The sequence below is a fragment of the Streptomyces sp. NPDC060209 genome, assembly GCF_042728155.1.
Lineage (GTDB): Bacteria > Actinomycetota > Actinomycetes > Streptomycetales > Streptomycetaceae > Streptomyces.
Genome location: NZ_JBHWZS010000015.1, coordinates 1 through 25,686 on the forward strand (window position 1 = coordinate 1; position 25,686 = coordinate 25,686).

At 70.0% G+C, this 25,686-nt stretch carries 24 protein-coding genes; 19 read left to right on the forward strand and 5 right to left on the reverse strand.

Translation table 11 applies throughout. From position 1 onward, the window contains the following. Positions 1-52: 52 nt before the first annotated feature. Entirely contained in the window at positions 53-256 is a 204-nt protein-coding gene (locus tag ACFWFI_RS05205; protein ID WP_003967102.1) for a cold-shock protein, read from the reverse strand. 284 nt (positions 257-540) lie between these two features. On the opposite strand from ACFWFI_RS05205, the gene ACFWFI_RS05210 reads away from it, so the two are divergent. From ACFWFI_RS05210 to ACFWFI_RS05225, 4 genes are all read left to right on the forward strand, one after another. Beyond that, complete coding sequence (locus ACFWFI_RS05210) at positions 541-1,419, forward strand: menaquinone biosynthetic enzyme MqnA/MqnD family protein (protein WP_387385677.1); 879 nt, start codon at positions 541-543, stop codon at positions 1,417-1,419. 416 nt (positions 1,420-1,835) lie between these two features. After that, positions 1,836-3,506: a serine/threonine-protein kinase gene (locus ACFWFI_RS05215; protein WP_387385679.1), complete on the forward strand. Its 1,671-nt coding sequence runs from the start codon at positions 1,836-1,838 to the stop codon at positions 3,504-3,506. Between the two features lie 72 nt (positions 3,507-3,578). Beyond that, positions 3,579-4,778: a cyclic dehypoxanthinyl futalosine synthase gene (mqnC, locus tag ACFWFI_RS05220; RefSeq protein WP_387385681.1), complete on the forward strand. Its 1,200-nt coding sequence runs from the start codon at positions 3,579-3,581 to the stop codon at positions 4,776-4,778. Between the two features lie 7 nt (positions 4,779-4,785). After that, complete coding sequence (locus ACFWFI_RS05225; protein ID WP_387385683.1) at positions 4,786-5,430, forward strand: imidazolonepropionase-like domain-containing protein; 645 nt, start codon at positions 4,786-4,788, stop codon at positions 5,428-5,430. A gap of 79 nt (positions 5,431-5,509) precedes the next feature. Here the strand turns inward: ACFWFI_RS05225 and ACFWFI_RS05230 are convergent, their stop codons facing one another. Next, positions 5,510-6,343, reverse strand: coding sequence for a DUF3152 domain-containing protein (locus tag ACFWFI_RS05230; RefSeq protein ID WP_387385686.1), 834 nt, complete (start codon positions 6,341-6,343; stop codon positions 5,510-5,512). Between the two features lie 160 nt (positions 6,344-6,503). Further along, the gene (locus ACFWFI_RS05235) at positions 6,504-6,821 is read right to left on the reverse strand and encodes a hypothetical protein (RefSeq protein WP_387385688.1); all 318 of its coding nucleotides are present in this window, start codon (positions 6,819-6,821) and stop codon (positions 6,504-6,506) included. Positions 6,822-6,942: 121 nt separating this feature from the next. On the opposite strand from ACFWFI_RS05235, the gene ACFWFI_RS05240 reads away from it, so the two are divergent. Then, entirely contained in the window at positions 6,943-7,635 is a 693-nt protein-coding gene (locus ACFWFI_RS05240; protein ID WP_387385690.1) for a demethylmenaquinone methyltransferase, read from the forward strand. 13 nt (positions 7,636-7,648) lie between these two features. Here ACFWFI_RS05240 and ACFWFI_RS05245 read toward each other — a convergent pair whose 3' ends face one another. Then, positions 7,649-8,167, reverse strand: a complete 519-nt coding sequence (locus tag ACFWFI_RS05245) for a GNAT family N-acetyltransferase (RefSeq protein ID WP_387385692.1) — start codon at positions 8,165-8,167, stop codon at positions 7,649-7,651. A 97-nt stretch (positions 8,168-8,264) separates the two neighbouring features. Here ACFWFI_RS05245 and ACFWFI_RS05250 point away from each other — a divergent pair, with 97 nt between their 5' ends. Both ACFWFI_RS05250 and mptB read left to right on the forward strand, forming a co-directional pair. Next, positions 8,265-9,548 (forward strand): geranylgeranyl reductase family protein, encoded by a 1,284-nt coding sequence (locus ACFWFI_RS05250; RefSeq protein WP_387385694.1) that lies wholly within the window; start codon positions 8,265-8,267, stop codon positions 9,546-9,548. Between the two features lie 66 nt (positions 9,549-9,614). Next, a complete protein-coding gene (gene mptB / locus ACFWFI_RS05255; protein WP_387385696.1) occupies positions 9,615-11,096 on the forward strand; it encodes a polyprenol phosphomannose-dependent alpha 1,6 mannosyltransferase MptB in 1,482 nt (493 codons plus the stop codon). A gap of 61 nt (positions 11,097-11,157) precedes the next feature. Here the strand turns inward: mptB and ACFWFI_RS05260 are convergent, their stop codons facing one another. Next, the gene (locus ACFWFI_RS05260) at positions 11,158-11,976 is read right to left on the reverse strand and encodes a C40 family peptidase (protein WP_387385699.1); all 819 of its coding nucleotides are present in this window, start codon (positions 11,974-11,976) and stop codon (positions 11,158-11,160) included. A gap of 913 nt (positions 11,977-12,889) precedes the next feature. On the opposite strand from ACFWFI_RS05260, the gene ACFWFI_RS05265 reads away from it, so the two are divergent. The 12 genes from ACFWFI_RS05265 to nuoL are packed head-to-tail and all read left to right on the forward strand — an operon-like array spanning position 12,890 to position 25,683. Continuing rightward, entirely contained in the window at positions 12,890-13,249 is a 360-nt protein-coding gene (locus ACFWFI_RS05265) for an NADH-quinone oxidoreductase subunit A (RefSeq protein WP_003992243.1), read from the forward strand. Positions 13,250-13,267: 18 nt separating this feature from the next. Further along, positions 13,268-13,822 carry a NuoB/complex I 20 kDa subunit family protein gene (locus ACFWFI_RS05270; protein ID WP_387385702.1) on the forward strand — a complete coding sequence of 185 codons (555 nt, stop codon included), beginning with the start codon at positions 13,268-13,270 and terminating at the stop codon, positions 13,820-13,822. After that, positions 13,819-14,547, forward strand: coding sequence for an NADH-quinone oxidoreductase subunit C (locus ACFWFI_RS05275; protein ID WP_387385704.1), 729 nt, complete (start codon positions 13,819-13,821; stop codon positions 14,545-14,547). Before ACFWFI_RS05270 ends, ACFWFI_RS05275 begins: the two co-directional genes overlap by 4 nt. Further along, positions 14,547-15,869, forward strand: a complete 1,323-nt coding sequence (locus tag ACFWFI_RS05280) for an NADH-quinone oxidoreductase subunit D (RefSeq protein WP_387385705.1) — start codon at positions 14,547-14,549, stop codon at positions 15,867-15,869. Before ACFWFI_RS05275 ends, ACFWFI_RS05280 begins: the two co-directional genes overlap by 1 nt. Positions 15,870-15,898: 29 nt before the next feature. Continuing rightward, on the forward strand, positions 15,899-16,753 hold the full coding sequence (gene nuoE, locus ACFWFI_RS05285; RefSeq protein WP_387385785.1) for an NADH-quinone oxidoreductase subunit NuoE: 855 nt from the start codon (positions 15,899-15,901) through the stop codon (positions 16,751-16,753). Beyond that, complete coding sequence (gene nuoF, locus ACFWFI_RS05290; protein WP_387385707.1) at positions 16,753-18,126, forward strand: NADH-quinone oxidoreductase subunit NuoF; 1,374 nt, start codon at positions 16,753-16,755, stop codon at positions 18,124-18,126. Before nuoE ends, nuoF begins: the two co-directional genes overlap by 1 nt. Next, positions 18,123-20,630, forward strand: a complete 2,508-nt coding sequence (locus ACFWFI_RS05295; protein WP_387385709.1) for an NADH-quinone oxidoreductase subunit G — start codon at positions 18,123-18,125, stop codon at positions 20,628-20,630. Before nuoF ends, ACFWFI_RS05295 begins: the two co-directional genes overlap by 4 nt. Continuing rightward, a complete protein-coding gene (gene nuoH / locus ACFWFI_RS05300) occupies positions 20,627-22,045 on the forward strand; it encodes an NADH-quinone oxidoreductase subunit NuoH (RefSeq protein ID WP_387385711.1) in 1,419 nt (472 codons plus the stop codon). Before ACFWFI_RS05295 ends, nuoH begins: the two co-directional genes overlap by 4 nt. Then, positions 22,038-22,634 carry an NADH-quinone oxidoreductase subunit NuoI gene (gene nuoI / locus ACFWFI_RS05305; protein WP_387385714.1) on the forward strand — a complete coding sequence of 199 codons (597 nt, stop codon included), beginning with the start codon at positions 22,038-22,040 and terminating at the stop codon, positions 22,632-22,634. The genes nuoH and nuoI overlap by 8 nt, the downstream gene beginning before the upstream one ends. After that, positions 22,631-23,479 (forward strand): NADH-quinone oxidoreductase subunit J, encoded by an 849-nt coding sequence (locus ACFWFI_RS05310; RefSeq protein ID WP_387385717.1) that lies wholly within the window; start codon positions 22,631-22,633, stop codon positions 23,477-23,479. The genes nuoI and ACFWFI_RS05310 overlap by 4 nt, the downstream gene beginning before the upstream one ends. Continuing rightward, a complete protein-coding gene (gene nuoK, locus ACFWFI_RS05315; protein WP_099173920.1) occupies positions 23,476-23,775 on the forward strand; it encodes an NADH-quinone oxidoreductase subunit NuoK in 300 nt (99 codons plus the stop codon). Before ACFWFI_RS05310 ends, nuoK begins: the two co-directional genes overlap by 4 nt. Positions 23,776-23,787: 12 nt before the next feature. Next, positions 23,788-25,683: an NADH-quinone oxidoreductase subunit L gene (gene nuoL, locus ACFWFI_RS05320; protein ID WP_387385719.1), complete on the forward strand. Its 1,896-nt coding sequence runs from the start codon at positions 23,788-23,790 to the stop codon at positions 25,681-25,683. The last annotated feature ends 3 nt before the right edge of the window (positions 25,684-25,686 follow it).

Genomic DNA, 25,686 nt, shown 5'->3' on the forward strand with positions numbered 1-25,686 from the left:
GCGGGGCTCCTTGGGTACTGCTCACTCGGCCGCGATCGGCCGACCCGGGCAACTAGGCCGGGGTGACGTTCTCAGCCTGCGGACCCTTGGGTCCCTGAGTGACGTCGAAGTTCACGACCTGGTTCTCCTCGAGGGAGCGGAACCCGGACGCGTTGATCGCGGAGTAGTGGACGAAGACATCCGGGCCGCCGCCGTCCTGGGCGATGAAGCCGAAGCCCTTTTCAGCGTTGAACCACTTGACGGTTCCGGTAGCCATAAGCCCTCCTTGGGCCAAAGGGTTGCCCTGCTCCAGAACCTGCAAACAAGTCTGAAAACTACAAAAGCCTGCGGGTTACATGCTCCGCAGGCTCTGTACTGCAAGGGAAACCAAACTGCAACTTGCGGCGAGCCTAGCACGCAGTCTGTGGGGAGCGGTAGAGGGAAAGATCACTTCACCCGGATGTTTGATTGAGCCGTCGGAGGGCTGACGTACAAGGCCCCGCGGAGCAGTCCGGGCGCCCCGATGATGCCGGCCGACAGGGACAGGTCTAGCCTCGCGATGTGGACAATTCAACCGTCTCTCCCGTAGAAGGCGACGACCGTCGCAGCAGGCCGCGCGTCGGCCACATCCAGTTCCTGAACTGCCTCCCCCTCTACTGGGGTCTGGCACGGACCGGAACCCTGCTCGACCTGGAGCTCTCGAAGGACACCCCGGAAAGACTCAGTGAGCAGCTGGTCAGGGGGGACCTCGACATCGGTCCCGTCACCCTGGTCGAGTTCCTGCGCAACGCCGACGAACTGGTCGCCCTCCCCGACATCGCCGTCGGCTGCGACGGCCCCGTCATGTCGTGCGTGATCGTGTCCCAGCTCCCCCTGGAGCAGCTGGACGGGGCCCGGGTGGCCCTCGGCTCGACCTCGCGCACCTCCGTACGGCTGGCCCAGCTGCTGCTCGCCGAGCGGTACGGCGTCACACCCGACTACTACACCTGCCCGCCGGACCTCGGCCTGATGATGCAGGAGGCCGACGCGGCCGTCCTCATCGGTGACGCCGCGCTGCGGGCGAACCTGCACGACGCCCCCAGGCTCGGGCTGCAGGTCCATGACCTGGGCGAGATGTGGAAGGAATGGACGGGGCTGCCGTTCGTCTTCGCGGTCTGGGCGGCGCGCAAGGACTATCTGGCCTCGCACCCCGACTACGTGGAGAAGGTGCACGAGGCGTTCCTGGCCTCCCGCGACCTCTCGCTGGAGGAGGTCACCAAGGTGGCCGAGCAGGCGTCGCGCTGGGAGGCTTTCGACGCCGAGGTGCTGGAGCGCTACTTCACCACTCTGGACTTCCGCTTCGGGCCCGACCAGCTGGCGGGCGTGCGCGAGTTCGCCCGGCGGACCGGTCCGACGACCGGCTTCCCGGCGGACGTGAAGGTCGAACTGCTCGGCGGCTGACACCGCCGGCGTCCCGGTGGGCGGCGTGCGGGAAGGTGGGCGGCGTACGGGAATGGGTGCGGGCGAGAAGGTGAATCCTGAACCTTCCCGGGCCTTCCTTCCCCGCGCCGTCCTTTACCCCTGATGCGTGACTCCGGCATTCCGTTCCCGTGAAAGGGCGTGAATGTCGGAGTTCTGTCACGGAGTCCCTCTCCGTGGGCGCTCGGACGAATAGCGGATGTCTCTTGGAACGCCTTCCGGTTTCCCTCCCGTGAACCCGATCGGCGCGGACGAACGGCGTATTCGCGCCTTTCCGTGTGGCGAAATCCCTGCTTCGTGCCCATAGGGGCGAAATCGGCAGAAGGGGCCTTCGTGACCGTGCGACCCGGGCCGCCTAGGCTGCCGTCCGAGTCCCGGGGCCCACAGGGGGAGACCGTATGCAGCCGCTGGAAGCCGGCGAACCGCACATCATCGGTGCCTACCGGCTGCTCGGCAGGCTCGGTGCCGGCGGGATGGGCAGGGTCTATCTGGGCCGCAGCGCGGGCGGACGTACCGTCGCGGTCAAGGTCGTGCACCCCCACTTCGCCCTGGACGAGCAGTTCCGCGCGCGATTCCGGCGTGAGGTGGACGCCGCGCGGCGCCTCGGCGCGCAGTGGACGGCCCCGGTCCTGGACGCCGACCCGGACGCGGCGGTGCCGTGGGTGGCGACCGGTTACGTCGCCGGGCCGCCGCTGTCCGATGCCGTGACGCGCTACGGTCCGCTGCCCGAGTACGCGGTGCGGACCCTGGGGGCCGGGCTCGGCGAGGCACTCGACGCCGTGCACGCGCACGGCCTCATCCACCGGGACGTCAAGCCGTCCAACGTCCTGCTCGCCCTCGACGGCCCCCGGCTGATCGACTTCGGCATCGCCCGGGCCCTCGGCGCCACCGTCTCCCTCACCTCCACCGGCGTCTCCGTCGGCTCGCCCGGCTACATGGCGCCGGAGCAGATCCGCGGCCTGGACATCTCCGGCGCGGCCGACGTCTTCTCGCTCGGGGCGGTCCTCGCCTACGCGGCGACCGGCACCGCGCCCTTCCCCGGCGACTCCTCCGCCGTACTCCTCTACAAGGTGGTGCACGAGGAGCCCGAACTCGGGGACCTGGAGGGCGAGCTGCGCGAGCTGGTCGCCGGGTGCCTCGCCAAGGACCCCGCCGGCCGGCCCGCCCCGGCCGAGCTCGCCCGCAGGCTGGCGCCCGGCGGGGCCGCGGCGCTGGTGGCGCAGGGCTGGCTGCCGGGCCCCCTGGTGCGTGAGGTCAGCAGGTCCGCGGTGGCCCTGCTCGACCTGGAACCGCAGGACGCGCCGGTGCAGTCCGGGCCGGTGCCGTTCAGCAACGCGTCACTGGGGAGTGCGACGCCCGGCGCCTTCGGCCCGCCCCCACCGCTCCCGCCGACCGAACCCCCGGCGGCCGCGGACCGGTCGGGGGAGCGCGAACCGGGCGCCCGTATCGCCCTCACCATGGACACCGGCCCGCAGCCCGGTCCGCGCCGGGGGCGGCGGGTCAGCTGCACCGTCGCGCTCGCCGTCGCGGGCGCGCTCGCGGCGGTCACCGTCGGCGCCGCGACGATGGGGGACCTGTTCACGGGCGGCGGAGGCGACAACGGTCACGGCAACGACGCCGCGCAGCCTCCGGCGGCCACCGGGTCACAGGCCCCGTCGGCCTCCGGAAAGCCGTCCTCCCCGGCGTCCGCCGCGGTGAGCGCGCTGCCCAAGGCGTTCGCCGGCACCTGGAAGGGCTCCGCGACAGAACGCAGCGGCGCGCCGCACGGCACGGTCACCGCCGTGTTCGTCGAGGGGAGGAAGGGCGAGGAGGTGGTCCGGCTGTCGTACCGGTTCGACGCGCTCGGAACGACCGTCGTCTGCAAGGGCATCGGCACGCTGGTCTCCGGCACGGCCACCGAGCTGAAGATCCGGGAGCGCGCCGACCCGGACGCCCGCACCGGCGCCATGTGCACAGGCGGTGAAGCCGACCTGGTCTTCACCCTCACCTCCGGCAGCGCCCTGCGCTACGAGTCCCACGAGGAGGCCGCGGGCACGCCCAAGGGCACGCTCACCCGGTCCGACGGCTGACCCCGGCAGGGGCTGGCGTAGGCTGGATCGGTCCGTGGAACCGCAGAAGAACCGCCGAAAGGTGACAGCCCGGTGACCGAGAAGGCCGACCTTCAGCCCGTCCTCGACCGCGCCGCCGAAGGCGGGCGGATCTCCCCGGAGGAGGCGCTCGACCTGTACAGGTCGGCACCGCTGCACGCGCTGGGGGCCGCGGCCGACGCCGTGCGCCGCCGCCGCTACGCCGGTACGGAGCACATCGCGACGTACATCATCGAGCGCAACATCAACTACACCAACGTCTGTGTCACGGCGTGCAAGTTCTGCGCGTTCTACGCGCCGCCCAAGGACACCGGCAAGGGCTGGTCCCGCGACCTCGACGACATCCTGCGCCGCTGCGCGGAGACCGTCGAGCTGGGCGGCACCCAGATCATGTTCCAGGGCGGCCACCACCCGGACTACGGGGTCGAGTACTACGAGGAGCACTTCTCCGCCATCAAGAAGGCGTTCCCGCAGCTGGTCATCCACTCGCTGGGCGCCTCCGAGATCGAGCACATGGCCCGTATCTCGGGCGTCTCCGCGAAGGAGGCGATCCAGCGGATCCACGCCGCCGGTCTCGACTCCTTCGCAGGCGCGGGTGCCGAACTCCTGCCCGCCCGGCCGCGTACGGCGATCGCCCCGCTCAAGGAGTCCGGCGAGCGCTGGCTGGAGATCATGGAGATCGCCCACGGCCTCGGCGTCGAGTCCACCTCCACCATGCTGATGGGCACCGGCGAGACGAACGCCGAGCGCATCGAGCACCTGCGGATGATCCGCGACGTCCAGGACCGCACCGGCGGCTTCCGCGCGTTCATCCCGTACACCTACCAGCCGGAGAACAACAAGCTGAAGGGACAGACGCAGGCAACGCTCTTCGAGTACCTGCGGATGATCGCCATCGCCCGGCTCTTCCTCGACAACGTCGCCCACATCCAGGGCTCCTGGCTGACCACGGGCAAGGAGGTCGGCCAGCTGTCCCTGCACTACGGCGCGGACGACCTCGGCTCCATCATGCTGGAGGAGAACGTCGTCTCCTCGGCCGGCGCCAAGCACCGCTCGAACCGGCTCGAGATCATCGACCTGATCCGCAAGGCGGGCCGCGTCCCCGCCCAGCGCGCCACGACCTACGAGCACCTGGTCGTCCATGACGACCCGGCGAACGACCCGGTCGACGAGCGCGTCGTCTCGCACATCTCCTCCACCGCGATCGCGGGCGGCACGGCGCACCCGGAGCTGAAGCTCCTCAACGCCAACTGAGCTACCGATGCTGACCGTTCACGCCGCGCCGCTGGTCCTGCCGGTCGCTGCGGCGGGCATCGACGAGGGCGCGGTCGCGGTGGACGGCGACCGCGTCGTGGCCCTCGGGACGTACGACGAGGTGACGGCCGCGCACCCGGCCGCCCGGGTCCGGCAGTGGCCGGGCGTCCTCACCCCCGGCCTGCGCCAGTGGGACGGCGTCCCGCTGCTGACCCGCTGGTACCACCCCGATCCGCGCGAGGCGGACGAGCTCGGCGAACAGCCGCTGACCGGGGCGGACTTCGAGCGGGTGGCCGCACGGATGGACGAGCCCCGCCGGGCCGGCAGCGTACGCCGCGGGCTGCAGCGCATGCTGCGCCACGGCACCACTCACGTCGCGGGCGGGTTCGCCGAACCCGCCGTACGCACCGCGGTCGCCCGCGCGGGACTGACGGTGGTCCCGCCGGCCGGGGCCCCGGCCGGCGAACCGGGCCTGGACCCCTTCGCGCGGGGGAGCGACCTGGCGGGATCCGCGCACGGCCCGCTCACCGTCGGCGGCCGCGCCGACCTCGCGGTCTTCGACGTACCGGACGAGGCGGCGCTGTGCGCGGCGGGCGCCGTGACGTGTGTGGCCACCGTCCTCGGCGGGCGGCTGGTGTACCGGCGGCGGTGAGGACGCCTCCCGGTGCGTTCCGGACGTGCACCGCGGGCGACCCGGACCGACCTCGCGGCGGCCCGGGGCCCGCACGGCCTCACGGCACGGAGGGTCCGCCCAGATAGCGGCCGTTCCCGTCGTACGGCCAGGCGTTGGACTTGCAGCCCTTCAGCCCCTTGATCTGCTGCATCATGGCGGGGGCCGGCTTGCCGGGGCCGGGGCAGGTCTCGTGGCCGTGGCCCAGCCAGTGGCCCACCTCGTGATTGATGATCAGGGCCCGGTACTCGGACGCCGGACCGTCGAACGTCGGTGAACCCAGCTGCCACCGGGCCAGGTTGACCATGACGTTCTTCCCGCCGCGGCAGTTCACCTCGCCCCCGGTGTTCAGCCCGTACTGCCCGCAGAGCCGGTCGGTGGTCTTCGGTGTCCCTATCCGGATCACCAGCCCGGCCGATCCGTCGGCGACCTGGCGGAAGGTGCGGCTTCCGCCCTTGCTCCAGCCCCGTGGGTCGGCGAGTATCTTCGCGATGTCCTCGGCGGCCCCGTCCGGGTCCACGCCGATGCCTTCCTCCACCTCGACGCGGTAGCGGCTGCCACCGCCGTCGGACGAGACGCTCTCGCGTGCCACCTCGAAGGTGCCCGGACCCGAGGCCGGCACGGAGTCCGGATCCACGGACTTCTCGGTGCTCGCCGAGGCCGCGGGGGACTTCGAGGCCTTCGGGCTCACCGATGCCTTCGGCGAAGGTGGGGCGGGGGCCGGCGGCGAGGTGGTCCCGGCCGCGGAGGGCCGGGCCGGCTCCCGATCGGCCGCGACCGCGGCGCCGTCGTCCTGCCAGGGCGGGGAGACGTAGAGGAACGCGGCGGCCGCCGCCGCGAGCACCGCTCCGGTGAAACCCGCACGCCGTCGCCGCTTCCGTCTCTGTCGGGCCATGGACCGCTTCCTGGACTGTGCGCGGGTGGGCCGCGCCCCCGGAGCGGGTGCTCCGGCCCCCCGGCCGTGCCCGGTGGCGCTCCGTATTCGGTATGTGTCGTCACTGTGCATGTTCTGGTGAGTATCCGTGGTCTCGGTGTGGTCGTCCAGGACGGATGGATCACCCGCCCCGCACGCTGTCCTGCTTCTCGAGCACCGGGTGCTCGTCCGCGTACCGCACGACCTCCAGCAGCCCGCTCTCCCTTACGCCGTCCAGGAGTTGCTGGGTGGTCACCGGTGCGGAAACCCCTTTCCCCTCGTCCGGTGAGACGTCGATCAGGGCGGTGCTGTTCCCGAAAACGAAGGAGATCGATGTGGACGTCGTTTCCGTCGAGCCGACCGTGCGGTACAGACGCTGCTGGCCGGCTCGGGCGAAGTCCTCGAAACTGTTCTCGAAGCCGCTCACGCCGGTGGAGTCCCGGCCGTGCTGAACGGACATCCGGCCCCCTCTCCCGTTCTCCGGTGGGTCTCACCCCTTTACGAGCGCTGCCGGCGCCGAAAGGTTGAAGCCGTTCCAAGCCGCCGCGAGAGACCGGAGGCGGGGCTGCTTGAATGGGAGGGTGACCCGAGCATCCCTGGACAAGCAGCCGCACGAAGTCGCCTCGATGTTCGACGACGTGGCGGCGAACTACGACCTCACCAACGACGTGCTGTCGCTCGGACAGGCGCGGCTCTGGCGCAAGGAGGTCGCCCGGGCCGTCGACGCCCGTCCGGCCCAGAAGATCCTCGACCTTGCGGCCGGCACCGCCACCTCATCGCAGCCGTTCGCCCGGGCCGGCGCCTACGTGGTGCCCTGCGACTTCTCGATCGGGATGCTCAGGGTCGGCAAGGAGCGCCACCCGTGGATGCCGTTCACCGCGGGCGACGGCACGAAGCTCCCGTTCAAGGACGAGACCTTCGACGCGGTCACGATCTCCTTCGGGCTGCGCAACATCCAGGACACCGGCGCCGCGCTGAGCGAGCTGTACCGGGTCACCAGGCGCGGCGGCCGGGTGGTGATCTGCGAGTTCTCCCAGCCGACGTGGACGCCTTTCCGGACCGTCTACACGGAGTACCTGATGCGGGCGCTGCCGCCGGTGGCGCGGGCGGTGTCGTCCAACCCCGACGCCTACGTCTATCTCGCCGAGTCGATCCGCGCCTGGCCCGACCAGGCCGGCCTCGCCGCACTGCTGCAGAAGGCCGGCTGGTCGGATGTCGCGTGGCGCAATCTCACCGGTGGAGTGGTGGCGCTCCACCGGGGCGTGCGCGACTGACCCCGCGAGGGGCTCAGAGCTCCAGCCGGAAGCAGTACGCCTCCTGCTTCGTCACCGGGGAGGTGTACGTCTCCGCCTGCCGCATGCCGAGGCGTACGGCCACCGCCACCGAGCGGGCGTTCCGCGTGTTGACCATCGCCACGACCTCCCGCACCCCGAGATCCCTTATCCGCTCCAGCGTGATGCGCGCGGCGGTGGTCGCGTAACCGTGCCCCCAGGAGGCCCGGCCCAGCCGCCAGCCGATCTCGACCTCGCCCACCGGGCCGAACGACTCGTGGGGCCACGGCTGGGCGCCCGTGAAGCCGAGCACCGCACCGGCGTCGTCCAGCACCGTCCACAGACAGTGGCCGAGCTCCGCGTCGTGACGGCGCTGGCGGGCGGTCAACTCCTCGTACACGGAGTACTCCGCCGGGCGGCCGCCGTGGAACTCCATCACCTCCGGATCGTCGAACATCCGGTACCAGGCCAGGGCGTCCTCGTCGGTCGGGACGCGCAGATGTACGGACGGAGTCGAGTCAGGCACGTGCGGCATCGGGGAGCCCTTCGGAAGGTTGATCAGCAGGCACCCATAGACTGCACGCGACATGTGCCGCGCGGCACGCGAATTCGAGTCTTCGGGAGATCCGACCGTGACCGAGCCCCTCTCCGAACACAGCGCGGACGTGATCGTCGTCGGAGCGGGCCCAGCCGGCTCCACGACCGCGTACTACCTCGCGAAGGCCGGACTCGACGTCCTCCTCCTGGAGAAGACGGCCTTCCCGCGTGAGAAGGTCTGCGGCGACGGTCTCACCCCGCGCGCCACCAAGCAGCTCGTCTCCATGGGCATCGACATCTCCGAAGAGGCCGGCTGGCTCCGCAACAAGGGCCTGCGCATCATCGGCGGCGGCGTCCGTCTCCAGCTGGACTGGCCGGACCTCGCCTCCTACCCGGACTACGGTCTGGTCCGCAAGCGCGACGACTTCGACGAGCAGCTGGCCCGCCAGGCCCAGAAGGCGGGCGCGCGGCTGTACGAGCGCTGCAACGTCGGGGAACCGATCAAGGACGAGCGCACCGGCCGGATCACCGGCGTCCACGCCAAGCTCGGCGAGGAGAAGACCCCGGTCACCTTCCACGCCCCGCTCGTCGTCGCCGCCGACGGCAACTCCACCCGGCTCTCCCTCAACATGGGACTGCACCGCCGCGAGGACCGCCCGATGGGTGTCGCGGTCCGCACGTACTTCACCTCGCCCCGCCACGACGACGACTACCTGGAATCCTGGCTGGAGCTGTGGGACCGCCGCGGCGCCGAGGACCGTCTGCTGCCCGGCTACGGCTGGATCTTCGGCATGGGCGACGGCACGTCCAACGTCGGCCTCGGCATCCTCAACTCCTCGTCGGCCTTCAAGGAGCTGGACTGGCGCGAGGTGCTCAAGGCCTGGTGCGCCTCCATGCCGGAGGACTGGGGCTACACCCCCGAGAACATGACGATGCCCATCCGCGGGGCCGCGCTCCCGATGGCGTTCAACCGCCAGCCGCACTACACCAAGGGCCTGCTGCTCGTCGGTGACGCGGGCGGACTCGTCAACCCGTTCAACGGCGAAGGCATCGCGTACGCCATGGAGTCGGGCCAGATCGCCGCGGACGTCATCGTCCAGGCGCACGCCCGCGCCACCCCGGCCCAGCGGGAGCTGGCCCTGCAGCACTACCCGAAGATCCTCAAGGACACCTACGGCGGTTACTACACGCTGGGCCGCGCCTTCGTGAAGATGATCGGGAACCCGAAGGTCATGAAGATCGCCACCCAGCGCGGTCTGTCCCACCCCGTCCTGATGAAGTTCACGCTGAAGATGCTCGCCAACCTCACCGACCCGACGGGCGGCGACGCCATGGACCGCATCATCAACGGCCTCTCGAAGGTCGCTCCGAAGGCCTGAGCGGACGGGCCCGGGGACGACCCGGGCCCCGGACCGCGGCGGCCTGCCCTGCGATAGGTTCGGGCCATGGGGGCAACAGGGGCATGGACCACCGGCGGTTACCGCCGACTCGGCGCGGCCGGATCGGCTGCGGTGGCGCTGGGAGGCTGGGCCGTCGGCACGCTGCCGGCCCACGACCCGTGGGGACTGTGGGTCCCCCACGGGACCGCGGTGACCGCCGCGGGCTACGCGCTGGCGTACGGCGGCCTGACGGTGCTCGTCGTCGCCTGGTGGCTGCACGGGAGGGCGGGAGCCTCCGTACGCGACACCCTCGTCACCCTCGCGTGGTGGACGGCCCCGCTGGTCCTCGCGCCCCCGCTGTACAGCGCCGACGTCTACAGCTACATCGCGCAGGGCGCCATGGTCCTCGAAGGCCATGACGTCTACAGCGTGGGGCCGTCAGTCCTCGACCCCGACGGGCCGGGTGGCGACGCGGCGGCGAGCGTCGGCGGGCACTGGACCGACACCCCGGCCCCGTACGGGCCGTTCTTCCTCGTTCTCGCGCGAGGCGTGGCCTGGGCGACCGGCGGCACGATCGTGCCCGCCGTGCTGGGGATGCGCCTGATCGCCCTCGGCGCGCTGGTGCTGATCGTGTGGGCCCTGCGGAACCTCGCGCGGGAGCACGGCCGCAGCGAGAGCGCCGCGCTGTGGCTCGGAGCGCTGAATCCGCTGCTGCTCATCCATGTGGTCGGCGGCGTCCACAACGACGGGCTGATGACCGGCCTCATGCTGGCCGGCGTGCTGCTCGCCCTGCGCGGGAGGTGGGTCACCGGGTCGGCGGTCGTCGGGCTCGCCGTGATGGTGAAGTCGCCCGCGGCGGTGGCGCTGCTGTTCATCGGCGTCGTCGTGGGCCGGGCCGCGAGCGGTCCGGTCGTGAGGCGCGTCGCGAAGGGCCTGCTGGCACCCGGACTGGTCGCCGGGGCGGTCGCCGTCGGCGCGACCTTCCTCGGCGGCACCGGCTTCGGCTGGCTCGGGACCCAGAGCGTCGCGGGACGCATCCACACCGCGCTGTCCTTCAGCAGCGACCTCGGCCTGGGCCTGGGCGAACTCCTGCGGTTGCTGGCCGGGACCGACCCGGATCCGGTCAAGGCCGCCGTGCAGAACCTGGGTCTGCTGCTCGCCCTGATCCTGATCGCCCGCCTCGCATGGCATGCGACGACCGGGCGTACGGAACCCGTGCGCGCCCTGGGCCTCGCACTGCTGGCCCTGGTCGCGCTCTCGCCGATGGTGCAGCCGTGGTACCTGCTGTGGGCGACGGCGGTGATCGCCGCGACCGCGAGCGGCGGCCGGGCCATGGGCGCGGTGACCGTGCTCTCGGCCGCACTCGTCTACGAGACGCAGCCCTCGGGCTCGACCCCGCCGTACGGCTTCGTGCTGGCGGCTCTCGCGTGCGCGGCGGGCGTGCTGCTCCTGCGCAGGGACCGGGCCGGCCGGGAGCGCGCACACGTGCCGGCACAGCGCCGCCCGGCGGAAGCCACCGTGGAAGCGGACGCACCCACCGCACGATGACGGGCCGTCACTCCGAACGGTGGAGTGACGGCCCGCGGTCGTGCTCAGGCGTGCTTGTGAATCAGAGAACGCGGACGGCGCCCGACGGCGGGTCGTAGTCCAGGGACTTCTGCACGACGCCGGTGCTGGAGTTCTGCGCGCCGACGAACTGGCCGCCGCCCACGTAGATCCCGACGTGGTACGCGCTGCCCGCACCGCCCCAGTACAGGATGTCGCCGGGCTGGAGGTTGTCGAGCGAGACCTGGGTCCCGGCCGTCGACTGGCTCTGCGAGACGCGCGGCAGGTCGATGCCCACCGAGCCGAAGGCGGCCTGGACCAGACCCGAGCAGTCCCACGAGTTCGGGCCGGTGCCGCCGGAGACGTACGCGTCGCCGACCTGGGACTGCGCGAACGCGATGACGGACGCGGCGGACCCGGTGGCGCTGGAGGACGACGAGGAGGAGGACGAGCCGGAGGGGCCGGAGGACGCGCTGAGCGTGGTGCGCTCGGCGGAGCGGGAGGCGCGCTCGGCGGCCTCCGCCTTGGCCTTGGCGGCTGCTTCGGCCTTCTTCTTGGCCTCTGCCTTGCGGACCGCCTCGGCCTTGGCGGTCTTGGCGGTCTTGGCGGCGGTGGCGGCTGCGGCGTCCTCGTTGGCCTGCGTCTCGAGGTCGAGGGCGACCGCCTGGGTCGCCTGTGCGGACGCTGCGACGGAGGTGGAGAGCCCGGCCGTGATGGTGGGCATCTCGATGGTCTGGGTCACCGGTTCGGCCTGAGCCGGGCCGGCGGCACCCGCGACCGCGATGGTGCTGAGGACGCCACCGGCAACTCCTGCCCGCAGCGCCGTCTTCGAGGCGCTCTGGCGGGGCTTCCGGTGGCTGGGTATGTGAGCGGTGTGGGACATGGGTACTAGCGCTATCAGGGCTGTAGGGGTCCCATCAAGAAACGTGTGTTGCGACACAGTTACGTTCGGAATCTGTGAATCCGCTTATTCCGGGCCCTTATTGACGCCCTAACGGGCAAAACGGGCACACCGCTGCACCGCTGTGATCACGGCGTTCTTTCAATAGGTCCGAATTGCCCGTCGCTTACCATCCGTTCACACGGTTGGCCAAGCCCGCTTTTCTTGAAGCGCGCATGGAGTGATGCAGGTCACAGCATGGCTCTTCTGTGAGAGGCAACCGCGCGGCCGCGCGTCGCGTGCCGGGCGGGACCGGCCGACTTCTCGCGACGGCATGACCTATTGGTGAGTCATGTCCGATTCCATGGCCGCCCGTCGGTGAGCCGGCGGCCCGCCTGCCGGCCGCTCGGCCGGGGAGTCGCCGAGGGGCGCCGTCCCTCGCGCCCGGACGCGGCGCGCGCCGGGTCGGCGGCCCCGCCCGCCCGTCCGGAAGATCGTGAATGCGCGCGCATTGTCCACATCGGTACCGGAAGCCCCTCGTCCGAGTGGCTGCCATTCAGGGTCGCTTGCTATATCACCAACCGGGCGTCCATCGCCAATTTGCTTGTACGGGCCGTCGATTGATAGAGCCATGCGCCCTTGACCAGCGGTAACGCCGCGAGATGTCACGTCTCGTAACCGCTCGGCCGCTTCGCGTGTGAAGATCACCGCTCATCCGACTTCATGATCGTTCGTCAGGTGGTGGAGATCACAAAGACGTCTGTGTACCCCGTGTCGCAGATCACAGGACGGCAGGCATAGGATGCGGGGCAGTCGGGCTTGTGAACTGCCTCACATGTGCACGATCTTGATGAGGTGGCGAGCCGGTCGCCCGATGCGGTCCAACGGTCAAGGACGACTGGAAGGAGCGAGGAGCGTGAATGCCTACGCGCCCATCCTCGTGCTCGGCGCCCTCGGGGCAGGGTTTGCGATCTTCTCCGTGGTCATGGCCACGCTTATCGGCCCGAAGCGGTACAACCGAGCAAAGCTCGAAGCGTACGAGTGCGGCATCGAACCCACCCCCACTCCGGCTGGAGGCGGCCGTTTCCCTATCAAGTACTACCTGACGGCGATGCTGTTCATCGTCTTCGACATCGAGATCGTCTTCCTCTATCCCTGGGCGGTCACCTTCGACGCCCTGGGGATCTTCGGGCTCGTGGAGATGCTGCTCTTCGTGCTCACCGTCTTCGTCGCCTACGCGTATGTGTGGCGCCGGGGCGGCCTGGAATGGGACTGAGGGGCTGAGGGGCACACCATGGGACTCGAAGAGAAGCTGCCGAGCGGCTTTGTGCTGACCACTGTCGAGCAGGCCGCCGGCTGGGTACGGAAGTCCTCCGTCTTCCCCGCCACCTTCGGCCTCGCCTGCTGCGCCATCGAGATGATGACGACCGGCGCCGGGCGGTACGACCTGGCCCGTTTCGGGATGGAGGTCTTCCGCGGATCACCGCGGCAAGCGGATCTGATGATCGTCGCGGGACGGGTCAGCCAGAAGATGGCGCCCGTCCTGCGGCAGGTCTACGACCAGATGCCGAGCCCCAAGTGGGTCATCTCCATGGGGGTTTGTGCGTCATCGGGTGGAATGTTCAATAATTACGCCATTGTTCAGGGTGTTGATCATATTGTCCCGGTCGACATCTATCTGCCGGGATGCCCGCCGCGTCCCGAGATGCTGATCGACGCCATCCTCAAGCTCCACCAGAAGATCCAGGGCTCCAAGCTCGGGGTCAACGCGGAGGAGGCCGCCCGCGAGGCGGAGGAGGCGGCCCTCAAGTCACTCCCCCTGATCGAGATGAAGGGGCTGCTGCGGTGAGCGACGAACGAAACGGCAACAACGAGCAGAACGGCACGGCGGTGCCCAGCCCGCGGGACGACACCGGTGAGGTCATCGGCGTACGCAAGGGCATGTTCGGCGCCAACAACGGCGGTGACACCTCCGGCTACGGCGGACTCGTCCGCACGGTGAGCCTGCCCGGAGCGGCCTCCCGGCCCTACGGCGGCTGGTTCGACCAGGTGGCCGACGAGCTGGAGGGGGCCCTGGAGGAACAGGACCTTCTCCCCGGCAACGCCATCGAGAAGACGGCCGTCGACCGGGGCGAACTCACCTTCCACATCGCCCGCGAGCACCTGGTCCAGGTCGCCCGCACCCTGCGCGACGACCCGGCCCTGCGCTTCGAGCTCTGCACGGGCGTCAGCGGTGTCCACTACCTGGGGGACCAGGGGCGCGAGCTGCACGCGGTCTACCACCTGCGTTCGCTCACCCACGGGCGGCTGATCCGCCTCGAGGTGTCCACCCCGGACAGCGACCCGCACATTCCGTCCCTCGTCGGGGTCTACCCCACCAACGACTGGCACGAGCGCGAGACCTACGACTTCTTCGGGCTGATCTTCGACGGGCACCCCGCCCTGACCCGGATCATGATGCCGGACGACTGGCAGGGCTTCCCGCAGCGCAAGGACTACCCGCTCGGCGGCATCGCCGTCGAGTACAAGGGCGCCCAGATCCCGGCTCCGGACCAGCGGAGGTCGTACAGCTGATGACTACTCCCCATGCAACGCCCCGCGCCACCACCGAGGGGACTGTATATACAGTCACCGGCGGCGACTGGGACGAGGTCGTCGAGTCCGCCGCCAAGTCGGACGACGAACGCATCATCGTCAACATGGGTCCCCAGCACCCGTCCACGCACGGCGTGCTGCGGCTGATCCTGGAGATCGACGGCGAGACCGTCACCGAGGCCCGCTGCGGCATCGGCTACCTCCACACGGGCATCGAGAAGAACCTCGAATTCCGTAACTGGACCCAGGGCACCACCTTCGTCACCCGCATGGACTACCTGACCCCGTTCTTCAACGAGGCGGCGTACTGCCTCGGGGTCGAGAAGCTCCTCGGCATCGAGGACCAGATCCCCGACCGGGCCACCGTCCTGCGCGTGCTCCTGATGGAGCTCAACCGGATCTCCTCGCACCTGGTGTGCATCGCCACCGGCGGTATGGAGCTCGGCGCCACGACGATCATGATCTACGGCTTCCGCGATCGTGAACTCGTTCTCGATCTCTTCGAGCTGATCACCGGCCTCCGGATGAACCACGCGTTCATCCGGCCCGGCGGCCTCGCCCAGGACCTGCCCATGGGCGCGATCGACCGGCTCCGCGAGTTCATCAAGACCATGAAGAAGAACCTGCCGGAGTACGACAAGCTCGCGACCGGCAATCCCATCTTCAAGGCCCGTATGCAGGACGTCGGGTACCTCGATCTGACCGGCTGCATGGCGCTCGGCGCCACCGGCCCGATCCTCAGGTCCGCCGGCCTCCCGCACGACCTGCGCAAGACCGATCCGTACTGCGGATACGAGAACTACGAGTTCGACGTGCCCACAGCGGACACCTGCGACGCCTACGGGCGCTTCCTCATCCGTCTCGAGGAGATGCGCCAGTCGCTGAGGATCGTCGAGCAGTGCCTGGCCCGGCTGGAGCCGGGCCCGGTCATGGTCGCCGACAAGAAGATCGCCTGGCCCGCGCAGCTCGCGCTGGGTCCCGACGGTCTCGGCAACTCGCTCGACCACATCAAGAAGATCATGGGCACCTCCATGGAGGCCCTGATCCACCACTTCAAGCTGGTGACCGAGGGCTTCCGGGTCCCGGCCGGGCAGACGTACACGGCCATAGAGTCCCCCAAGGGCGAACTCGGCGTGCATGTCGTCTCGGACGGCGGCACGCGCCCCTTCCGGGTCCACTTCCGCGACCCGTCCTTCACCAACCTGCAGGCCATGGCGGCGATGTGCGAGGGCGGCCAGGTCGCCGACGTCATCGTCGCCGTCGCGTCCATCGACCCCGTGATGGGAGGCGTCGACCGGTGACCGCATCCAACCAAGAAGTCAGCCTGGGGATGCCGCAGCTCCCCGCCCCCGCTTACCCGGCCGAGGTGCGCGCCAGGCTCGAAGCGGACGCGAAGGAGGTGATCGCCCGCTACCCCGGCAGCCGCTCCGCGCTGCTGCCGCTGCTGCACCTGGTGCAGTCGGAGGAGGGGTACGTCTCCCGTACGGGCATGGCGTTCTGCGCCGACCAGCTCGGGCTCACCACCGCCGAGGTCACCGCGGTCGCCACCTTCTACACGATGTACCGGCGCCGGCCGAGCGGTGACTACCAGGTCGGTGTCTGCACCAACACCCTGTGCGCGGTCATGGGCGGCGACGCCATCTTCGACCAGCTCAAGGAGCACCTGGGCGTCGGCAACGACGAGACGACCGAGGACGGCAAGGTCACCCTCGAGCACATCGAGTGCAACGCGGCCTGCGACTTCGCGCCCGTCGTGATGGTCAACTGGGAGTTCTTCGACAACCAGACGCCGGAGAGCGCGACGCGGCTCGTCGACGACCTGATCGCCGGCCGGACCGTGGAGCCCACCCGCGGCGCCCCCCTCTGCACCTACAAGGAGACGGCCCGCATCCTGGCCGGCTTCCCCGACCGGCGCCCCGGCGCCGTCGAGGCGAGCGGTGGAGCGGGGGCCGCCTCCCTGGTCGGGCTGAAGCTCGCCAGGGGCGAGGCCGCCCCGCAGGCACGCGTGGTCGGACCCAGGGGCGAGACCCCCCGGGACGCGCAGCCCGACGACGCGACGCCTCAGGACGCGCAGCCCCACGACCCGTCGCCGACCGAGCACCTCAGCTCTCACGACGCACCGCAGAAGACGTCGGCCTCCGACCCGGAGCACCCGGCCGGGCCTGCCGCCGAGGAGGGGGAGTGATGACCTTGGCAGCCGAGATCGACAAGAACGGGACGAGCCCGGAGAAGCTCCTGGCCCCGGTCCTCTCCTCCTTCTGGGACGAGCCGGAGTCCTGGACGCTGGACACCTACCACCGGCACGACGGATACGAGGGTCTGCGCAAGGCCCTGGCCATGGCGCCCGACGACCTCATCGCGTACGTCAAGGACTCCGGTCTGCGCGGACGCGGGGGCGCGGGCTTCCCCACCGGGATGAAGTGGCAGTTCATCCCGCAGGGCGACGGCAAGCCGCACTACCTCGTCGTCAACGCCGACGAGTCGGAGCCCGGGACCTGCAAGGACATCCCGCTCCTCTTCGCGAACCCGCACAGCCTCATCGAGGGCATCGTGATCGCCTGTTACGCGATCCGCTCCTCGCACGCCTTCATCTATCTGCGCGGCGAAGTCGTCCCCGTACTGCGGCGGCTGCACGAGGCCGTGCGTGAGGCCTATGAGGCGGGCTACCTGGGGAAGGACGTCCTGGGCTCGGGGCTCGACCTGGAAATCACGGTGCACGCGGGTGCGGGTGCGTACATCTGCGGAGAGGAAACCGCGCTGCTCGACTCGCTCGAAGGACGGCGCGGCCAGCCCCGGCTGCGTCCCCCCTTCCCCGCGGTCGCCGGTCTTTACGCCTGTCCCACCGTGGTGAACAACGTCGAGTCCATCGCCTCGGTTCCCGCGATCCTGAACAAGGGCAAGGACTGGTTCAAGTCGATGGGCAGCGAGAAGTCCCCTGGCTTCACGCTGTATTCGCTCAGCGGGCACGTCACCAGCCCCGGCCAGTACGAGGCGCCGCTCGGCATCACCCTGCGCCAGCTGCTCGACATGAGCGGCGGCATCCGGGCCGGGCACCGCCTGAAGTTCTGGACACCCGGGGGCTCCTCCACCCCGATGTTCACCGACGAACACCTCGACGTCCCCCTGGACTACGAGGGCGTCGGCGCCGCCGGATCCATGCTCGGAACCAAGGCGCTGCAGTGCTTCGACGAGACCACCTGCGTGGTGCGCGCCGTCACCCGCTGGACCGAGTTCTACGCCCATGAGTCCTGCGGCAAGTGCACGCCGTGCCGCGAGGGTACCTACTGGCTCGTCCAGCTGCTCCGCGACATCGAGGCGGGCAAGGGACAGATGTCGGACCTCGACAAGCTCAACGACATCGCCGACAACATCAACGGAAAGTCGTTCTGCGCCCTCGGGGACGGTGCCGCCTCGCCGATCTTCTCCTCGCTGAAGTACTTCCGCGAGGAGTACGAGCAGCACATCACCGGCAAGGGCTGCCCCTTCGATCCGGCCAGGTCGACCCTCTGGGCCGACGACAAAGACGACAAGAACGCTCACCGGGGGGTGAACGCATGACAGTCACCACGAGTGCGCCCTCCGGGGGCGGCGAGGCGGCCGTTCCGCCCGAGGACCTCGTCACGCTCACGATCGACGGCATCGAGATCAGCGTGCCCAAGGGCACCCTCGTCATCCGCGCCGCCGAACTCCTCGGCATCGAGATCCCGCGCTTCTGCGACCACCCGCTCCTCGACCCGGTCGGTGCCTGCCGGCAGTGCATCGTCGAGGTCGAGGGCCAGCGCAAGCCGATGGCGTCCTGCACCATCACATGCACCGACGGCATGGTCGTGAAGTCGCAGATCACCTCGCCCGTCGCGGAGAAGGCCCAGAAGGGGGTGATGGAGCTCCTGCTCATCAACCACCCGCTGGACTGTCCGGTCTGCGACAAGGGCGGCGAGTGCCCCCTGCAGAACCAGGCGATGTCGCACGGCGGCGCCGACTCCCGCTTCGACGGGAAGAAGCGCACCTTCGAGAAGCCCGTCCCCATCTCCACCCAGGTGCTGCTGGACCGCGAGCGCTGCGTGCTCTGCGCTCGCTGCACCCGGTTCTCCAACCAGGTGGCGGGCGACCCGATGATCGAGCTGCTGGAGCGCGGCGCGCTCCAGCAGGTCGGTACGGGCGAGGGCGACCCCTTCGAGTCGTACTTCTCCGGCAACACCATCCAGATCTGCCCGGTCGGGGCGCTCACCTCGGCGGCGTACCGCTTCCGGTCCCGGCCCTTCGACCTGGTGTCGACGCCTTCCGTGTGCGAGCACTGCGCCGGCGGCTGCGCGACCCGGACCGACCACCGGCGCGGCAAGGTCATGCGGCGGCTCGCCGCCAACGACCCCGAGGTCAACGAGGAGTGGCTCTGCGACAAGGGCCGCTTCGGCTTCCGCTACGCCCAGCAGCGCGACCGGCTCACCACTCCGCTGGTACGCAACGCCGAGGGCGTGCTGGAGCCGGCGAGCTGGCCCGAGGCGCTGGAAGCCGCCGCGGCCGGTCTCTCGGCGGCCCGCGGCAGGACCGGTGTCCTCATCGGCGGCCGGCTGACCGTCGAGGACGCCTACGCGTACAGCAAGTTCGCGCGGGTCGCCCTCGACACCAACGACATCGACTTCCGGGCCCGGGTCCACAGCGGTGAGGAAGCCGACTTCCTCGCCGCGAGGGTGGCCGGCCGCGGCCGGGACCTCGACGGCAGCGGGGTCACGTACACCGCGCTGGAGCAGGCCCCGGCGGTCCTGCTGGCCGGCTTCGAGTCCGAGGAGGAGGCGCCCGGCGTCTTCCTGCGGCTCCGCAAGGCCCACCGCAAGCACGGGCAGCGGACGTTCGCGCTCGCCTCGCACGCCAGCCGGGGCCTGGAGAAGGCGGGCGGCACGCTGCTCCCCGCCGCACCCGGCACCGAGACCGAATGGCTGGACGCCCTCGCGGGCGGGGTCGGCCTGGAGGGTGACGGGGCCGTCGCGGCCGAGGCGCTGCGTGGCGAAGGCGCCGTGATCGTGGTGGGCGAGCGGCTCGCCGCCGTGCCCGGCGGGCTCACCGCCGCCGTGCGCACCGCCGCGGCGACCGGCGCCGCACTGGTGTGGATCCCGCGCCGGGCCGGCGAACGCGGCGCGCTGGAGGCGGGCGCGCTCCCGTCGCTGCTGCCCGGCGGCCGTCCCGCGACGGACCCCCGGGCCCGGGAGGAGGTGGCGTCCGTCTGGGGCGTCGCCGAACTCCCGGCCCGCTTCGGCCGTGACACCGGCCAGATCGTGGAGGCCGCGGCCACCGGCGAGCTGGCCGCGCTGCTGGTCGCGGGGGTCGACCCCGAGGACCTGCCCGACCCGGCCGGAGCGCTGCGCGCACTGGACGAGGTCGGCTTCCTGGTCTCCCTGGAGCTGCGGCCCGGCGCGGTCACCGAGCGGGCCGACGTGGTCCTCCCCGTCGCGGCCGTCGCCGAGAAGCCCGGCACCTTCCTCAACTGGGAAGGCAGGGCGCGGATGTTCGAGGCCGCGCTGAAGCCCGAGCAGATGCCGAGGACGCTCTGCCCGACCGACGCGCGGGTGCTGCACATGCTGGCCGACGCGCTCGACGTACACCTCGCACTGCCCGACCTGAGGGCGGCCCGCCGCGAACTCGACCGCCTCGGCGGCTGGCAGGGCGGCCACGCCGAGGACCCGCGGGCGACGTCCCGCCCGGTGCCCCGGCCCGGTGACGGCGAGGCGGTCCTCGCGGGCCACCGGATGCTGCTCGACCGGGGCCGGCTCCAGGAGGGCGACGAGGCGCTGGCCGGTACCCGGCACGCGGCCGTCGCCCGGCTGTCCCAGGTCACCGCCGCCGAGTCCGGCGTGAAGGACGGCGATCTGCTGGCCGTCACCGGGCCCGCCGGCACCACCGAACTCCCGCTGGCGGTGACCGAGATGCCGGACCGGGTGGTGTGGGTGCCGCTCAACTCCGTCGGCCGGGGCGTCCCCGCCGACACCGGCGCCCAGCCGGGCGGACTGGTCCGGATCGGTCCGGCCGCCCCGGGCTCCCACGTCGTGACAACGGAGGTAGGAGAGTGACCGGCCTCGATCGACTCGCCGCGGCGCCGCACGGCACCGTGCTCGCAGCCGAGGACCTCTCGATGTTCGGCACGGACCCCTGGTGGCTCGTCGTCGTCAAGGCGGTGTTCTGCTTCGCGTTCCTGATGGTGACCGTGCTGTTCTCCATCGTGTGGGAGCGCAAGGTCGTCGCCTGGATGCAGCTGCGCATCGGCCCCAACCGTCACGGCCCCTGGGGGATGCTCCAGTCGCTCGCCGACGGCATCAAGCTGATGCTGAAGGAAGACGTCGTCGTCAAGCGGGCCGACAAGGTCGTCTACATCCTGGCCCCGATCGTGGCCGCCGCCCCGGCGTTCATGGCGATCGCGGTGATCCCGTTCGGTCCGGCCGACAACCAGGTGTCGATCTTCGGCCAGCGCACGACGATGCAGCTGACCGACCTGCCGATCGCGATGCTGTACATCCTCGCGGTCGCCTCCGTCGGCATCTACGGCATCGTGCTGGCCGGCTGGTCCTCCGGATCGACGTACCCGCTGCTCGGCGGTCTGCGCTCCTGCGCCCAGATGATCAGCTACGAGATCGCGATGGGCGCCGCGTTCGCCTCGGTGTTCCTCTACTCCGGTTCGATGTCGACCTCGGAGATCGTGGCGGCGCAGCAGGACCGCTGGTTCATCCTGCTGCTGCCGGTCTCCTTCATCATCTACGTCATCACGATGGTCGGTGAGACCAACCGGGCCCCGTTCGACATGCCGGAGTCCGAGGGCGACCTGGTCGGCGGCTTCAACACCGAGTACTCCTCGATCAAGTTCGCGATGTTCATGCTCGCCGAGTACGTCAACATGGTCACCGTCTCCGCGGTCTCCGTGACCCTGTTCCTGGGCGGCTGGCGGGCTCCGTACCCGATCAGCACCTTCTGGGAGGGCGCGAACCAGGGCTGGTGGCCGATGCTCTGGTTCGTCATCAAGGTGCAGCTGCTCCTCTTCTTCTTCATCTGGCTGCGCGGCACGCTGCCCCGGGTCCGCTACGACCAGCTGATGAAGCTCGGCTGGAAGGTCCTGATCCCGGTCTCCGTGGTCTGGCTGATGCTGGTCGCCACCGTCAGGGCGCTGAACAACGAGGGCTACGACTACTCGAAGATCCTGCTGTACGTCGCGGGAGCCGTCATCGCCGTCCTGCTGATCTCCTTCGTCGCCGACATCTTCCGGGACCGCAAGGCCAAGGCCGCCGAGGAGGCGGCCGGACCGGAGCCGGCGTTCGACCCGATGGCGGGCGGATTCCCCGTGCCGCCGCTGCCCGGCCAGAGCCTGCCGCCGGTGCCGCGCCGCAGGCCACGACGTGAGCGGGAGCTCGTTGTCAGTGGCGGGCCGGATACTCAGAGTGACGACCATGTGAGTGCCGGAAGTTCGAGTGACGGAAGGGAGGCCGACAGTGTCTGAGGCATCGGAACCCTCAGGGGAGAAGTTCCAGAATCCTGTGGCCGGCTTCGGCGTGACCTTCAAGGCCATGTTCAAGAAGCGGCTGACCGAGCAGTACCCGGAGACGCAGAAGGTGACGGCGCCGCGCTTCCACGGCCGCCATCAGCTCAACCGTCACCCGGACGGGCTGGAGAAGTGCGTCGGGTGCGAGCTCTGCGCCTGGGCATGTCCGGCGGACGCGATCTACGTCGAGGGCGCGGACAACACGGACGCGGAGCGCTACTCCCCGGGCGAGCGCTACGGCCGCGTGTACCAGATCAACTACGCGCGCTGCATCCTGTGCGGTCTCTGCATCGAGGCGTGCCCCACCCGGGCACTGACCATGACCAACGACTTCGAGCTCGCCAACACCACCCGCGAGAGCCTCATCTACACCAAGGACGAGCTGCTCGCGGGCCTCGAGGAAGGCATGGTCGACAGCCCGCACGCGATCTTCCCCGGCATGGACGAACAGGACTACTACCGCGGTCTGGTGACCGAGGCCGCTCCGGGTACGGAGCGTCAGGTCGCCGTCTCCGCGGGAGAAGCGGACAAGGGGGTGGACGCATGACCGCCACCCTGGCCGCGGCGGCCACCTCGACCGGCGAGGCCGTCCAGTTCTGGATCCTCGGCACCGTCGCCGTCATCGGCGCACTCTCCACCGTCCTGATGAAGAAGGCGGTGCACAGCGCGCTGTCCCTGGCCGGCACCATGATCGTGCTGGCGGTCTTCTACCTCGCCAACGGGGCCTACTTCCTGGGCATCGTCCAGGTCGTCGTCTACACCGGCGCGATCATGATGCTGTTCCTCTTCGTGGTCATGCTCGTCGGCGTCACGGCGGCGGACTCGCTGAAGGAGACGCTCAAGGGCCAGCGCTGGCTGGCCGCCGCCTGCGGACTCGGCTTCGGCATCCTGCTGATCGCCGGCATCGGACAGGCGTCCCTGAAGTCGTTCAACGGCCTGGGGGCGGCGAACGCCCGGCACGGCGGAAACGTCGAGGGCCTCGCCAACCTCATCTTCACCAAGTACGTCTTCGCGTTCGAGATCACCGGCGCCCTGCTGATCACGGCGACCGTCGGCGCGATGCTGCTCACGCACCGCGAGCGCACCGAGCGCGCCAAGACACAGCGCGAGCTCTCCCAGGAGCGGGTGCGCAGCAGTCATCTGCCGCCGCTGCCCGCCCCCGGTGTCTACGCCCGGCACAACGCCGTGGACATCGCGGGACTGCTCCCGGACGGCACCCCGTCCGAACTCACCGTCATGCAGACGCTGCGGCAGCGCGGCCAGATCCGCGATGTGTCCGACGAGTCGCTCGCCGATCTCAAGGCACTGGAACAGCGCTCCGGGGAGCGGCTCGGCCGCGACCGCGGACCAGCCCGTGACCATGCGGAAGAAGAGGAGGAGGTCGCCAAGTGAATCCGGTCAACTACCTCTACCTCGCGGCCCTTTTGTTCACGATCGGCGCCTCCGGCGTGCTGATCAGGCGGAACGCGATCGTGGTGTTCATGTGCATCGAGCTGATGCTCAACGCCTGCAACCTCACGCTCGTCGCGTTCTCCCGGATGCACGGCAACCTCGACGGCCAGATCATCGCCTTCTTCACGATGGTCGTCGCCGCCGCGGAGGTCGTGATCGGGCTCGCGATCATCGTGTCGCTGTTCCGCTCCCGCCACTCGGCCTCGGTCGACGACGCCAGCCTGATGAAGCTGTAAGGGGTCGGAATCGTGGAAAACCTGATTGCGCTGCTGGTCGCGGCGCCCCTGCTCGGAGCGGCGGTCCTGCTCTGCGGCGGCCGCCGGCTCGACCGGGCCGGACACTGGATCGGCACGGCGCTCGCCGCCGCGTCGTTCGTCATCGGTGCCGTGCTGTTCACCGACATGCTGGGCAGGAGCGCCGAGGACCGCGCCCTGCACCAGCACCTGTACAGCTGGATCCCCGTCGAGGGATTCCAGGCCGACGTGGCCTTCCAGCTCGACCAGCTGTCGATGACGTTCGTCCTGCTGATCACGGGTGTGGGCACGCTGATCCACATCTACTCCATCGGCTACATGGAGCACGACGAGCGGCGACGCCGCTTCTTCGGCTATCTGAATCTGTTCCTCGCGGCGATGCTCATCCTGGTCATCGCCGACAACTACCTGCTGCTGTACGTCGGGTGGGAGGGCGTCGGTCTGGCGTCGTACCTGCTCATCGGCTTCTGGCAGCACAAGCCCAGCGCGGCCACCGCCGCCAAGAAGGCCTTCCTGGTGAACCGGGTCGGCGACATGGGCCTGTCCATCGCGATCATGCTGATGTTCACCACCTTCGGTACGTTCGCCTTCGGGCCGGTGCTCGAAGCGACCGGGGACACCAGCGAGGGCAAGCTCACCGCGATCGGCCTGATGCTGCTCCTCGCCGCCTGCGGCAAGTCGGCCCAGGTTCCGCTGCAGTCCTGGCTCGGTGACGCGATGGAGGGCCCGACCCCGGTCTCGGCCCTGATCCACGCCGCCACCATGGTGACCGCGGGCGTCTACCTCATCGTCCGCTCCGGCGCCATCTTCAACGGGGCGCCCGACGCGCAACTGGTCGTCGTGGTGGTCGGTGCCGTCACGCTCCTCTTCGGTGCGATCGTCGGTTGCGCGAAGGACGACATCAAGAAGGCCCTCGCCGGGTCGACGATGTCGCAGATCGGCTACATGATCCTCGCCGCGGGCCTCGGCCCCATCGGCTACGTCTTCGCGATCATGCACCTGGTCACGCACGGCTTCTTCAAGGCCGGGCTCTTCCTCGGCGCCGGTTCGGTCATGCACGGCATGAACGACGAGGTGGACATGCGGAAGTACGGCGGCCTGCGGAAGTACATGCCGGTCACCTTCGTCACCTTCGGCCTCGGCTATCTGGCGATCATCGGCTTCCCCGGGCTGTCCGGATTCTTCTCCAAGGACATGATCATCGAGGCGGCCTTCGCCAAGGGCGGCACCGAGGGCTGGATCCTCGGCTCCGTCACGCTGCTCGGCGCCGCGATCACCGCGTTCTACATGACGCGCGTGATGCTGCTGACGTTCTTCGGCGAGAAGCGCTGGCAGCCGGACGCCGAGGGCCACGAGCCGCACCCCCACGAGTCACCGAAGTCCATGACGATCCCGATGATCGTGCTGGCCTTCGGGTCGGTCTTCGCCGGAGGCTTCTTCTCCATCGGCGACCGCTTCATGCACTGGCTGGAGCCCGTCACCGGACACGACCACGGACACGCCCCGGTCAGCGCGACCACCGTCACCGCCGCCACCATGGTGGTGCTCGTCATCGGTGTCGCCATCGCCTGGGCGATGTACGGGCGCAGGCCCGTCCCCGCCGTCGCCCCGCGCGGCTCCCTGCTCACCAGGGCTGCCCGCCGGGATCTCCTCCAGGACGACTTCAACCACGTGGTCCTGGTCCGCGGCGGCGAACACCTCACCCGCTCCCTGGTCTACGTCGACCACACCCTGGTCGACGGCGTCGTCAACGGCACGGCCGCCTCGATGGGCGGGCTCTCCGGCCGGCTGCGCAAGCTGCAGAACGGCTATGCCCGCTCCTACGCGGTCTCGATGTTCGGCGGCGCGGCGGTACTCATCGCCGCGACCCTGCTGATGAGGGCGGTCTGATCC